The 12,765-nt window shown below is 41.0% G+C and carries 12 protein-coding genes and 1 pseudogene; 5 read left to right on the forward strand and 8 right to left on the reverse strand.

The genetic code is table 11. The features are described from left to right. Positions 1–339: 339 nt before the first annotated feature. A complete protein-coding gene (locus tag H580_RS0112135) occupies positions 340–786 on the forward strand; it encodes a DUF6386 family protein (RefSeq protein ID WP_028595030.1) in 447 nt (148 codons plus the stop codon). 261 nt (positions 787–1,047) lie between these two features. Further along, positions 1,048–1,252 (forward strand): annotated as a pseudogene (locus H580_RS27005) (hypothetical protein); the annotation flags it as partial. 10 nt (positions 1,253–1,262) lie between these two features. Here the strand turns inward: H580_RS27005 and H580_RS0112140 are convergent. The 3 genes from H580_RS0112140 to H580_RS0112150 all read right to left on the reverse strand — a co-directional run bounded on the left by H580_RS0112140 (position 1,263) and on the right by H580_RS0112150 (position 4,303). Further along, positions 1,263–2,123, reverse strand: coding sequence for a TniQ family protein (locus H580_RS0112140; RefSeq protein WP_028595031.1), 861 nt, complete (start codon positions 2,121–2,123; stop codon positions 1,263–1,265). Positions 2,124–2,256: 133 nt separating this feature from the next. Beyond that, a complete protein-coding gene (locus H580_RS0112145) occupies positions 2,257–3,378 on the reverse strand; it encodes an NAD(P)/FAD-dependent oxidoreductase (protein WP_028595032.1) in 1,122 nt (373 codons plus the stop codon). Between the two features lie 163 nt (positions 3,379–3,541). Beyond that, complete coding sequence (locus H580_RS0112150; protein ID WP_028595033.1) at positions 3,542–4,303, reverse strand: HAD-IIB family hydrolase; 762 nt, start codon at positions 4,301–4,303, stop codon at positions 3,542–3,544. An 86-nt stretch (positions 4,304–4,389) separates the two neighbouring features. On the opposite strand from H580_RS0112150, the gene H580_RS0112155 reads away from it, so the two are divergent. Continuing rightward, positions 4,390–5,085, forward strand: a complete 696-nt coding sequence (locus H580_RS0112155; protein ID WP_028595034.1) for a Crp/Fnr family transcriptional regulator — start codon at positions 4,390–4,392, stop codon at positions 5,083–5,085. Positions 5,086–5,557: 472 nt separating this feature from the next. On the opposite strand, the gene H580_RS0112165 is transcribed toward H580_RS0112155, so the two are convergent. Continuing rightward, entirely contained in the window at positions 5,558–6,556 is a 999-nt protein-coding gene (locus H580_RS0112165) for an NAD(P)/FAD-dependent oxidoreductase (RefSeq protein ID WP_425414129.1), read from the reverse strand. 40 nt (positions 6,557–6,596) lie between these two features. Then, positions 6,597–6,872 (reverse strand): HesB/YadR/YfhF family protein, encoded by a 276-nt coding sequence (locus H580_RS0112170; RefSeq protein WP_051217433.1) that lies wholly within the window; start codon positions 6,870–6,872, stop codon positions 6,597–6,599. A gap of 245 nt (positions 6,873–7,117) precedes the next feature. On the opposite strand from H580_RS0112170, the gene H580_RS0112175 reads away from it, so the two are divergent. Continuing rightward, positions 7,118–7,774 carry a helix-turn-helix transcriptional regulator gene (locus H580_RS0112175; protein ID WP_028595038.1) on the forward strand — a complete coding sequence of 219 codons (657 nt, stop codon included), beginning with the start codon at positions 7,118–7,120 and terminating at the stop codon, positions 7,772–7,774. A 51-nt stretch (positions 7,775–7,825) separates the two neighbouring features. Here the strand turns inward: H580_RS0112175 and ahpF are convergent, their stop codons facing one another. Both ahpF and ahpC read right to left on the reverse strand, forming a co-directional pair. After that, positions 7,826–9,355 carry an alkyl hydroperoxide reductase subunit F gene (gene ahpF, locus H580_RS0112180; protein ID WP_028595039.1) on the reverse strand — a complete coding sequence of 510 codons (1,530 nt, stop codon included), beginning with the start codon at positions 9,353–9,355 and terminating at the stop codon, positions 7,826–7,828. Between the two features lie 13 nt (positions 9,356–9,368). Further along, complete coding sequence (ahpC, locus tag H580_RS0112185; RefSeq protein ID WP_028595040.1) at positions 9,369–9,932, reverse strand: alkyl hydroperoxide reductase subunit C; 564 nt, start codon at positions 9,930–9,932, stop codon at positions 9,369–9,371. Positions 9,933–10,309: 377 nt separating this feature from the next. Here ahpC and H580_RS0112190 point away from each other — a divergent pair, with 377 nt between their 5' ends. Then, a complete protein-coding gene (locus H580_RS0112190; protein ID WP_028595041.1) occupies positions 10,310–12,028 on the forward strand; it encodes a DUF7507 domain-containing protein in 1,719 nt (572 codons plus the stop codon). A 142-nt stretch (positions 12,029–12,170) separates the two neighbouring features. On the opposite strand, the gene H580_RS0112195 is transcribed toward H580_RS0112190, so the two are convergent. After that, positions 12,171–12,765 (reverse strand): RNA-guided endonuclease TnpB family protein (locus H580_RS0112195; protein ID WP_028595042.1); only part of this gene is annotated, 595 nt, incomplete at its 5' end.

Below are 12,765 nucleotides of genomic sequence, written 5' to 3' on the forward strand. Positions count from 1 at the left end.
GCTTGGCATGATCAATTGATTTTCGAGGTTTCCTTTGCATATAATTTCGACACAATTGGACCAAAACCCTTATTCTTATGCGTTATTTATCCACTTATTCGTCGTTCACCCGTTAGGTTTAGCCGCTAGTTACAGGGCCTCACCCTACTGGGGTAAAATTACCTGTAGGGCAGTCAGGGGGGCTAGTTCTGTAGCGCATAAAATTTTGTCAGAGAGACTTAGCCAAGTTACTTCTAAGTCTGAGGCTATAAAAACAATAAAGTCATTTGTTGGTATTTATGTAAAAGATAGGGCTAAACAAGTAAGAGCTTTTAAATGTGGATAATGGAGGGAAAGTAAATGCAGACTGCAAAATTTTCATTTTCAACGGATACTGCAACTCTGGCTGTTTTTGATCTAGAGGCTATAAAGCATAGAATAAATGATTCACCAGATTGGTGGAGTATACCTGAAGATGAGCTTGATGAAATAAATCAAGGAAATATTATATTTTTAGGCTTAGGTAGCGATGGGGCTTATAGTGTTGACATATTAGATAGTATGAGTGATTGTGATGGTTCACTGTATATGAAGGCTCCTTCAGGGCATATATATGTCGGTGCAGGAGAAGATACTACAGGGGGGGATTTAGAACCAGATGGATCTGAGTATATGTCAGGGATTTATTTAAAATTAGAAATTGGCAATTACTTAGTAAGATTTAAGAGAGAAGATAATGTAATTAAATTGTCGTTTAGTTTGGCTGATAGAGATTTTAATAAACTAGACTCTCCAATTAGTTTATAGGTGTCAAAGTGATTTTATGATACTTAATTTGAGGAGCCGAAGTCTGTTCCGCAAGAGTTTTCTCAACGTACCTATGCCTAGGAACCTCCCGAGGTTCCTACCCTTAAAACATGGGTGTAGCAGACGTGGTAAATCATGTAAACGATACAAGGGAGCGAAGCTTATGTTTCTGCGTGCGCATAGAAGAAATCGTTCTAAAACTCGAAAAGAAGTACGGGGAAGTTTTAAGAAAGATGGATATGCCAGAATTGCTACTGCGCGAAAAAGCTCTTCCAGCGCTATACAATGCAAGGTCTGCTCGATGAACTGGACATGATCGATGCTACGAACGGCCTGGGCAAGAATTAAAATTGGAGAGATCACCAGGTGCCAGATTGAACTTGATAAAGCACTGGAAACTTCGCAAGCTTTGATTAAATTAATCAACGTCCTTCTTGTGACGCCAAAATACTTCAAAGCATTCTGACCAGTTAAAGTCAGTATCTCAAATTGATTAACGATTCTGGAGAAATTTGCGCACAAAAAGAACTTTTATTAATGAAGAGGTAGTTTATGAACTCCTTTGCCAAAAATAAAAAATTGTTTCTTCGATCTCTCTTCAACTGAATATAAAAATTCCCAAAACTACTTAGCATCCTTTCAACATTATCTTCGTCAGATTTCGTTCTTATTTCATTTAAGAACTGGTGAAAACCCATTGGCCAGTTTATTAAAATATCCATAACACGTGTTTGGATGCTTGCAATTTCATTAATTGAGGCTTTCAATCTCGTGAATTGTGATCTAGATCGTAATTCTCCTACAAATGAAGCTAATAAGAAAAATGTATCGTCGAATTCGCTTAATTCTGCATCAATAAAGAAATTATTTAACTCTATTGGTCTTTTCGTAATAAGTCCCACTTTCTGATACACCAAGGTGGAGAGCATTATACACTCAATAGAAGCAATGTTTGATTCTGCTAACTTATGAGCGAAGCCACAATTACACTTTAGAATGTTTGCAATTTGCCATGTAATTGATTTACCACAATTTAAACATTTATCGATTAATAAACAACCATGATAGGGGCATGCCGAAACATTTATATGATGCCAAATCTTACGAAAATATGCTTTCTCCATTAAACAGTGAGGACATACTTTTGCTTTTAAAGTGGAAATTGATGATATATGTACTTTTGTATTGAAAGATTCAGATTTTGGCCTGGCCGCTGTTTCCTTCCACTTCATATTGCTTCCAGACGTTGACGAGGTTGCCTCGGCAGCTAGATTCATAGAACTGAACAGCAGTAAGCCGCTGATTGTCGCAAATGCTACTTTCATTGTCGCTTTCATAGTTATACTTCCTCTCATGATTGGGTCTCATGAGGTATAACACCATCAACTAGAGCAATTGTGGCGTAATTTTCTTATAAAAAGAGAAAATAAGAAAGCAGAAGATCTGCTTCTGCTTTTCACAACTTTAACCTTATTCCAATGCTGTTCGAATTTCGTAATCATTTATATCGATATCCGGGTCTATTCCTAAAGCCATTTTTGCGAGCTGCATACCGATATACGGGCCCATGGTTAATCCAGACGAACCAAGACCATTCGCAGCGATAACACCAGCCCATTCAGGAAACGCCCCGATAACCGGAAGAAAACCAGGGGTAAACGGTCGAAAGCCGACGCGTACCTCTTCAAACGTGCTGTTAGCCAACCCAGGCGCCAAGGTTAATCCTTTATTCAGAACTTCCTGCATGCCGCCAGCTGTTATTCTTGTATCATAGCTTTCTACATCATCTTCATGCGTTGCCCCCATGACGATCTTCTGATGGTCAAACGCTAACAAATATTGATCAGATGGTGGCATCACGACAGGCCAAGTGCTAGTCTCATGTCCATCTTGAACCTGTACATGCATAATTTGCGCTTTTTGAAAAGTAACCTTAAAGTTTATACCTAAAGGCTGTAGAAGTGGCTTCGCCCATGCACCCGCACAAACGACGACCATGTCAGCCGTGTAGCTTTCTGCACCTACTTTTACTCCAGAGACACGATTCAGCTGATATTGCAGCGTGGCATCCCCATCGATGAGGGTAGCCCCGTTTCTTTGAGCAGATTGCAATAGTGCATCTCTCAGTGCACGGCCATCTACCCTGGCAGCACCGCTAATGTGCACAGCATGATATCCTTCTGCCAACAGAGGAAACCGCTCACGAGTTTCATTTTCATCTAGAAGAGTTATCTCCCCGATTTCTGGTGCATCCTCTCTTCGGAGATGAGCTCGCTCTTCCATTTTGTTTATTTTGTCCAAATCATGATGAAGACTCAGTGAGCCAACTTGAGCATAACCCGTCTGCGTCTCACCCTCGCTTTTGAGTTGTTCAATCAATTCAGGATAAAAACGTGCACCAGCCTTCGCTAGGCGGTACCAAGCTTGATTGCGTCGTTGTGTTAGCCACGGGCATATGATACCAGCAGCTGCATCCGTAGCTTGTCCTTTATCTTTACGGTCTACGACCAGAACCTCTGCACCCATTTTTGCTAAGTGGTATGCGGTAGACGCCCCTAGAATTCCTGCTCCTACTACGATGACTTTCATTATGATTGCATTCCTTTCCTAAATCACTGTATCCATTATAGCGAATTCTGTCTAAAAGCATAACATGAACCATTTATTTTAGATAACAACAACCATTATCCTAGCAGCTATTCAGCTTAACGAAAGTGAAATACATCATCGTACAAAAGGACAGGCAACTTGCGATCTACTCTACGACTAAATGTTCGTAAAATAAGTGTTTAATTTTATCAACCACTCGTTCTTCATCATTAATAACCTGTTCCGTTGCCATGCTCGCAAGTTCAGGATGATTCCCTACACATACAGAGCGCTGAGCGTGCTTAAACATAGACATGTCATTCGCATCGTTGCCAAATGCGATAAATTCATGCGACCGTAGTCCCAAGGCCTGCAGCCCTGCCCATTTATCAACACCTACAGGGCTAATATCTATGATGTCTTCAGTTCCGTGCATATTAATTACAATCGGCAGCTGCTGCAATTCACCTAACAAACGTTGCTGATCAAGACTATGTAAAATGACTATTTTCACAATCTCAGCCAACTCTGTTACATGTCTATGGTGCGCCCTTTGCTCAGGGTCCACATTTCGTCGTATTGGATGATCTTGAGCACCTGTGTATGCATAATCCCATTTGCTATCTATTAAATAAGCAGCCTCAAACTCCTTTATCAACTGGAGCAGACTATCTGCTATAGCCTTATCAAAATGCACAGTAGAGAGAATCTCTCCTCCCCTTGCGACAAATGCCCCATTCCCACCAACCAGCGAATAATGATGCATATGTTCAGGAATGACAGGCAACAGATCACGAATCGGCCTTGCAGAGGCAAACATAATTTCATGACCTTCATTTACTAGAAGATCGAGAGCTTGAATCATCTTGTTACTTAGCGGCTTTCCTGAAAAACATATCGTCCCATCCAAATCAAAAACAATGTTCATCGTTCATTCTCCTTCGTTTTTTACTATTTATCTTATCAATTGCTTGTATAATAAAAAGGACAGATGTCCCAAATGAGGAGAAAACGATGAAAATTATTCCTGATCGCGATACCATCCAACATTATCTTGTCAACTATGAGCTTGATAACGTATTCGTACCATTCCATTCCAACTCCTTGCCACTACAACTTCGTGTGTATGAGCCAAATGAGCTCGTACTCAGAGAAGGAGAAGAGCTGGATGGCATCTACTTTCAAGTTGCAGGAAAAACAAAAGTATCATCCAGCGTTGAGACAGGCAAAGCCTTACTGCTGCGGTTTTGCCACCCACTATCTGTGTTTGGCGATATTGAGCTGATCCAACAGGTTATGATTCAATCTCAGGTTGAAGCGGTTGAGCAGACGACTTTTCTCTTCCTTAACAAGCGTACAGTTGAAACAGAAATGATGACCAATCCTATCTTTTTACATGAACTGCTAAAACATCTGTCTTATAAGCTTCAGACTTGCACGACAGCTTCAAGAATAAATTTGTTAGCCTCTGTAGAGGAGCGTTTTGCGAGTTATTTATTAACGACACATCTCCAAAATGAGTTCGGCAAAGAGATGCTGACGCCGCATATTCCTGAGATTGCTTCTTTACTAGGAACGACTCCGCGGCATCTCAATCGAGTCATTGTAAAGCTGAATGAGATGAATATCATTCGTAAAGAAAAGAAAAAGCTATACGTGTTAGACTGGGATCGTCTGGATGAAATGTCCAATGGACTAAGGTATGAATAATGCGTTGACTGAAGCATATGACTATCTGTTCACAGCCCCCTTATATATAGCAACTAGCTATCATATATGTAGCACTTTAAATCTGGCATCTTTCTAAGTTTTGTTTTTTGCTCGAAGGCATAAGCTATACGAAAAAGTGTAGGTTCGCTAAGATATTTTTGCAGAGCATAGTCGATCCCTTTATTTTGTGAATGATATAGATCCGTAATAGAATCTACAAGATATTTCGGGCTCTTTAATGGATGAACAATCTTAGTCATTACGTGTGCAATCCAAAGCTCTCCGCTCACCTTTTCATCATACTTCTGGCTGCCGGCTACAAAATATACAAAGAACAATTCCTACTTATTTTTGCACACAAAAAAACTTGCGGGGGAACTAATCCCGCAAGTCTTCTAAGGCAGCAGTATGATTCAATTAATACACTCCTTGCTATCATGTAATCTAGATTATTTAGCTAATAAAGTCAGCGCTAGAACTTCATATTGCTGCTATGACCCGGAGATAGCTTGGCACTCGGATCAATATATACCTTCGCGTTATTGATCGCCGTTGGTGCTTCACCCAATCCAACAGCGATCAGCTTCAACTTACCAGGATACGTCGTAATGTCGCCTGCTGCGAAAATCCCTGGAATGTTCGTCTCCATTTTCGAATCGACACAAATAGAGCCTTTCTCTATATCCAGTCCCCACTCTGAAACAGGGCCTAGAGAAGAGACAAATCCGTAGTTCACGATCAATGCATCACAAACAATGCGTTTTTCTTCATCGGTACGATTGTTTACAACTGTAATCTCTTTGAGATGATCGTCACCATTAAGCTGTCTTACATCCATAAAAGTGAGAACGTTAACGCTCGACTTCATCAAGTTATCTACGCTATGCTCATGTGCTCTAAATTTGTCTCTACGATGAATAAGGGTAACGCTCTTCGCCACACCTTCCAGCATAAGCGACCAATCTACAGCAGAATCTCCACCTCCGCAAATGACTACGTCCTGACCAGCGAACGACTGCAAATCCCCTATAAAGTAATGCAGCCCTTTCCCTTCAAACGCAGCCGCTTCAGGAAGATCCAGCTTACGTGGTTCAAAGGAACCTACGCCTCCTGCAATAATAACGGAACGTCCCAAATGCTCCCCTTTATTCGTAACAACTTTAAATTGGCGCTCATCTTCTTTAATAACTTGCAGAACTTTCTCCTCCAGGTGGACATCTATCGGAAAAGCATTCATTTGCTCCTTCAAACGATCTACAAGTTCTTGTGCCGTAACTTTCGGGAATCCTGCTACATCATAAATGTATTTTTCTGGATATAGAGCTGCCAATTGTCCGCCTAATTGAGGCATACTATCTAATAGTTTTGCACTAGCACTCCGCATTCCGGCATAAAATCCAGCAAACATACCTGCTGGGCCTCCACCAATAATGATCATATCCACAATTCCGTTCGTTTGTTCCTGCTGCATCATCGTTCTCCTTTTCTATGTAAATATATTCAAGTATCATTTAATTAAAGTAGATTCCCTCTTCATTACTATCTATCTTCAACACCTTATTTTTAAATATCCATGCGTCACTATGCTCGATAAAAAATAAGTAGCCACCTATTGATTTTACGAAAGTAGGATCAATGGGTTCTGCACTTGAGTTTATCCCAATTGCAAAGGCATCGTCGCTTCCACCTGAATACTTAGCATATATTCTTACATATTGTCCATCCTCTAGCGACCATTCATTGTGAAAGGAACGAACAGCGCTTTCAGAAACGATAATATCCATCATTGTCTCCCTCCAATGCATACAGATATAATACTTTTTATATTTATAAGTATATTATCTAACTGATCTTATAGTCAATACTAATCAAATCTTTACATGCATCGATTCTGTCAACCCTAACTAATCAGCATCCCTATTCATATTTTAAGCTTCATAGTATAATAAATAGAATAATAGTTAGTGAAATCATTAGATTAGGAAATTATTCATGATTTTTCACTCCGCTTGTTCACTGGGGGGATGCTTAAATGGAGACGACGATAAAAAGTACCAAAGATAAGATTCTTAACTTGTTAAAAAGAGAAGTTGTATTAAGTGTAAATGAACTTACTGAACTTTTAGATATTACGCATATGGCTGTAAGAAAACATCTTACCGTACTAGAAAAAGACGGTCTAATTGTAACAAATGAAGTCAAGCAGCCGATGGGTCGACCTATGTTAACTTACTCTTTATCAGATAAAGCTGAAATTCTCTTTCCTAAAAATTATGAGGGAATTAGCATTGAGTTTCTTCAGGATATTCGAGAGCTTTATGGTGAAGAAGCAGTTCAACGTCTATTTGACAAGCGACAAGATCGAATGACGAAAGAATACGACATGAGAATGCACAATAAAACTGCATCTGAAAAAGTATCTGAGATGGTTAAGATTCAAAATGAGAAAGGCTATATGGCTGGCTTTTCCCAAGTTAATAACAACACATTCGAAATCGTGGAGTACAACTGCCCTATTCTTTCCGTCGCGAGAGAATTCAAGACCGCTTGTCATTGCGAAACGGATATGCTAAAAGATGTGTTAGAAGCAAATACTATTACTCGCACTTGCTGCCGTACAGATGGAGATAACTTCTGTAAGTTTGTAGTGAAGTTTGATGCCATAGTGCAACACTCTACTACACAATAAACAAAGACAACGAAAGCCCCCACTTCATAAGAAGTGAGGGCTTTTTCACGCTTAGTTACGTATCAAATAATCAAACGCACCTAGAGCAGCAGTCGCACCAGACCCCATCGAAATGATGATCTGTTTATACGGACTGTTCGTGCAATCGCCGGCAGCAAATACACCAGGTATATTTGTTGCCCCATGGCTATTTACAACGATTTCACCTATACGAGTACGTTCAACGGTATCCGCTAACCAATCTGTATTTGGCACAAGACCTATCTGGACGAAGACACCTTGCAGCTCGATATGCTTCACTTCTCCTGAATCACGTTCGATATAAGAAACTCCGTTTAACTTATCAGTTCCCGTTAGTTCCTTCGTTTGAACATTTTTCAGAACAGTTACATTTGGCAAGCTGTACAGGCGATCCTGTAGAACAGCATCGGCTTTGAGCTCTGGAGCGAACTCAAGAACCGTTACATGTCTTACAATACCAGCGAGATCAATCGCTGCCTCAACTCCAGAATTTCCACCGCCAACAACCGCGACATCTTTACCTGCGAACAGTGGACCATCACAATGCGGGCAATAAGCTACCCCTTTGTTCTTGAATTCTGTTTCCCCAGGTACACCGATATTACGCCAACGAGCACCCGTTGAGATAATAACTGTCTTACTCTTCAGAACAGCCCCATTTTCAAGTTCAATCTCAATGAAATCGTTCTTGTCTAAACGTGCCGCACGTTGAGTTTTCATAACATCGATGCCATACTCTTTCACTTGCTCTTCGATACTAGCGACAAGTTTAGGACCTTCTGTGTATTTCACACTAATGAAATTCTCGATGCCCAAAGTATCATTGACCTGACCGCCGAAACGATCAGCAACAATACCCGTGCGGATCCCTTTGCGAGCTGCATATATAGCTGCACTTGCTCCTGCTGGACCGCCACCGACAACGAGAACATCATACGGTTCCTTTTTATCAAACTCAGATGCATCTGGAGCAGTACCCAGCTTGGCAAGGATTTCTTCTACTGTCGTACGACCGCTCTCGAAAAACTCGCCATTGAGGTAAATACTTGGAACAGCCATGACGTTCTTCGATTCTACCTCTTCTTTGAATACAGCCCCATCAATCATCGTATGCGAAATGCCTGAATTAAAGATACTCATCAAGTTCAGTGCTTGTACCACATCAGGACAGTTGTGACAGCTTAGGCTAATATAAGATTCGAACGTATACTCGCCTTCGATACTCTTAATTTGATCGATGACACTCTGATCTACTTTCGGAGCTCTTCCACTTACCTGAAGCAATGCCAAAACTAAAGATGTAAACTCGTGCCCGAGTGGAGTACCTGCAAAAGATACGCCGGTCTCTTCACCTACACGATTCACACTAAAGCTTGGTGTTCTAGGCAATTGTGCTGTTTCTACTGTAATCATTGTGGACATACTGACAAGCTCAGCTATAAGAGACATCATCTCTTTAGATGCAGCATCATCGCCCGCACTGACCTTTAGAACGATATCCCCTTCCAAGAGCTGAAGATATTGCGCTAGCTGCTGTTTGATGTCGTGATCGAGTGCCATTTACAATCCCACCTTAGATTTTGCCGACAAGATCAAGGCTAGGCTTCAATGTTTCGCTGCCTTCTTGCCATTTAGCTGGGCAAACTTCACCTGGGTTGTTGCGCACGTATTGTGCTGCTTTGATTTTGCTGATTAGTGCACTTGCATCACGGCCGATACCACCAGCAGTGATTTCAACAGTTTGGATAACACCGTCTGGGTCGATGATGAAAGTTCCACGATCTGCAAGACCAGCGGACTCGATCAATACATCGAAGTTGCGGGAGATCACGTGGGATGGATCACCGATCATGATGTACTCAACCTTACCGATTGCAGGAGAGCTTGCGTGCCAAGCTTTATGTGTGAAATGAGTATCTGTAGATACGGAATATACTTCAACGCCAAGTTGTTTCAACTCTGCGTATTGGTTTTGCAAATCTTCAAGTTCCGTAGGGCAAACAAACGTGAAGTCAGCTGGGTAGAAGCATACTACGCTCCATTGACCTTTGAAGCTTTGCTCTGTAACTTCAAGGAATTTACCGCTTTGGAATGCTTGTGCTTTAAATGGTTGTACTTCTGTACCGATTAGTGACATGTTGTATATCTCCTTTGACTAATAGTTTTATTTTTAATAAGTATAGAGTAAATTCTGGACATGCTAAATCAGCTTCCGAACTCACTTTATAATCATTATTATTTACTAGACGATGCAATCTGTCAAGCTATTTATAATCATTATAAAATGAGAACCTTTTTCAGTATAGGGATTCTCAACAAGAGCATGAACATTATTCATTGTGCTGCTAAATGCCAGATCGTATTCCTCCTACCCCGAAAGACATTTAAATGAAATAAGTATGTTGGAATCATGCATCTACACCATCTAGCCGCATACGTATTTAACAGAAAGCACATGTATGAATGGATGTATTTATGAGATGGCCACGTGCAGCTAAATAAGGAGGTTTGACTATGACATTCATGCTTCGATTTTCTGGCAACGCTTCTGGTGACCTGACCTTTGCAGGAAATGCACTTGGTGTGAGCTCCATAGCTGAGCTGCTTCTGCCTCCTGAGAGCCGTGTGCTGTACGCAGAAATCGTTTGGGCAGGGTCTTTTAACCACTTAGGAAACAATTGGCGTGCATCGATAGAGGCTCCTATTCATTTAACTACCCCAGAAGGAATAAAGTTTCGCGTTGAGCCAGATCCAGCCACTGCCTCTTATATGGGAGAAAATGAATATTTCCGATCTGCGAACGTCACCGATATTATTCAAGCAGGAGGTTCAGGCGCTTATATTGTAAACGGAAACTCGACGAATATACGTCAAGCAGATACATTATGTAAGTTAATCGGCTGGACACTTTGTGTAATCTACGAACACCCAACGTTACCTTTAAGAAACTTAAGTTTGAATGTGGGAGGCGTTCGCGTAAATCCATCATCATCGGTCACGACAGCGATAAGCGGCTTCGGCACACCCCTTAGTGGTCCGATTGCTGGGAAATTGGCTGTGTGTATCGGGGAACGGGAGGAGGTTGCTTCAAACCTGCTCGACTACGCAGCAGCGAATCCAATCGACCTTACGAATTCAAATGATGTTCTACATCATTTTTTCACTGCACTACAAGGAGATAGCACCCGCAGTACAAGCGCATATAACACAGCGTCTATGCCCTATTTTAGTAAAGATGAAATTGGTAGAAAAAGCGTTGGAAGCAGACGATGGGATATATCAAATATGGATATTTCTCAATCCCTTTTCAATAGTCAGACATCTGCCATGTTCCAATTCCGTACGACAGGTGACTTTTACAACCTATACGCTGCTGGAATTAGCATTGAAATTAACCAACCTAGATTGGAAGTTACAATGGATGTTAGCCCATCACAAGAACTTGAAGAGCAAGTCTTGCAATATTCCATTGTTATTCAAAATATAGGTAGTACCTCTGCTGAATCCGTAATCATTATCGATACTCTAGCAGACCATACCTTGTTTATTTACGAAAGTTTGCGTATAAATGGAGAACTCGCCCCACCTGACACCAATCCTGCCCTTGGCATTTCAGTTGGCACAATACTTCCAGAACAATCGATTATCTTGTTGTATAAAGTGAAAATGCCAGCGAGGAAGACACAGTACGACACGATTTCCAATCAAGCGATTGCTAAGTTTCAATATCGAAGTGTCGCAGATGGCCCTATGTTAGAAGGAAATATTGCATCTAATGGAGTAAACTTTGGATTACAAGCGCCGCAAAAAAAGAAAGAAGTCATAAAAGGCTCTCCTTTCCCACTTAAAGTCAAACAGAAAGCATCCAATAAGTCTATGTATGTAGGAGATAATCTTATCTTCACCTTTAAAGTTACTAATGCAAGCAACGTCCTTTTAGAAAATGTTACCTTAACCAATATGTTTGAAGACGGAACGAAATTCATTTCAAAAAGTGTGAAAATCAATAGTAAGTCCTATCCTAAGTCAAAACCAACAAGCGGTGTTCCGCTGCTCAACCTTGAACCAGGTCAATCCGCTGAGGTTGCCTACACTGTAAAGCAGGTCGCCTTGCCGTCGACTCACAAAATTAGAAACTATGCCACCGTAAGCTATCGACCAACTGATTCAGCAGATTCCCATAGTATTCGTTCGAACATCGTTGTTATTAAAATAGAAGAGCGAGAGAATTGACACTCCCACGGCTAAAGCCGCAAGGTCACTATAGTGACTGGGATTCTTAACTAGTTTTGCGTCCGCAGTCCATTTCCTGTTTTGGACAACTGCTAAGATTAGGGCGTGCCATCGCCCCTCCTAAGCCAGATCATATAGATGCTTAGGCTGATTGACTGTTACCGCCAACCACAGGTGCATAACGAATGTTCATAGCACCCACCACATCACGATGTTTCTTGAATCCACACGCGCACATATACCTTCTATCTATTGCTTTATTCTTTTCGGAACATTTCGGACATATTTGCGAAGTATAGGCAGGATTCACATACTCCACTTTGATTCCTGCTAAGTTCGCCTTGTACTCGATATAAGAAGATAGGCGATAGAAAGACCATGTATGTAGATTCTTTTCGTTTTTACGACTTGTTCTTGTCGTCTGTCTTATATTCGCTAACTGTTCCAATCTAATGACAGAAACTTTATTTTCGACTGCAAAATGAACGATTTGGCGACTCACTTTGTGATCTTTATCTTTCATCCACCGTTGTTCTTTGTCATTTAGCCTACGGATTGCGTTTACCTTCTTTTGTTTCCCTAGTTTTGTACGTATAGATCGAGCCTTTCTTTTCATGTACTTGTTCTCTCGTCCGTTTCCAAAAAAACAAACCTTATCATCATCGGTTACTGCAACCGCAGGTATTTTCAACCCTAAATCGACACCTAAAATCTTCATGCCTGTTCTTTCCGTCGTT

This window comes from Paenibacillus assamensis DSM 18201 (genome assembly GCF_000422445.1).
In the GTDB taxonomy this organism is placed as follows: domain Bacteria; phylum Bacillota; class Bacilli; order Paenibacillales; family Paenibacillaceae; genus Paenibacillus_B; species Paenibacillus_B assamensis.

Excerpts from the sequence above, each read along its gene's own strand:
- H580_RS0112135 (WP_028595030.1), top strand. The coding sequence starts at position 340 with ATGCAGACTGCAAAATTTTCATTTTCAACGGATACTGCAACTCTGGCT.
- H580_RS0112140 (WP_028595031.1), bottom strand. The coding sequence starts at position 2,123 with ATGAAAGCGACAATGAAAGTAGCATTTGCGACAATCAGCGGCTTACTG.
- H580_RS0112150 (WP_028595033.1), bottom strand. The coding sequence starts at position 4,303 with ATGAACATTGTTTTTGATTTGGATGGGACGATATGTTTTTCAGGAAAG.
- H580_RS0112155 (WP_028595034.1), top strand. The coding sequence starts at position 4,390 with ATGAAAATTATTCCTGATCGCGATACCATCCAACATTATCTTGTCAAC.
- H580_RS0112165 (WP_425414129.1), bottom strand. The coding sequence starts at position 6,556 with ATGCAGCAGGAACAAACGAACGGAATTGTGGATATGATCATTATTGGT.
- H580_RS0112170 (WP_051217433.1), bottom strand. The coding sequence starts at position 6,872 with ATGATGGATATTATCGTTTCTGAAAGCGCTGTTCGTTCCTTTCACAAT.
- H580_RS0112175 (WP_028595038.1), top strand. The coding sequence starts at position 7,118 with ATGGAGACGACGATAAAAAGTACCAAAGATAAGATTCTTAACTTGTTA.
- ahpF (WP_028595039.1), bottom strand. The coding sequence starts at position 9,355 with ATGGCACTCGATCACGACATCAAACAGCAGCTAGCGCAATATCTTCAG.
- ahpC (WP_028595040.1), bottom strand. The coding sequence starts at position 9,932 with ATGTCACTAATCGGTACAGAAGTACAACCATTTAAAGCACAAGCATTC.
- H580_RS0112190 (WP_028595041.1), top strand. The coding sequence starts at position 10,310 with ATGACATTCATGCTTCGATTTTCTGGCAACGCTTCTGGTGACCTGACC.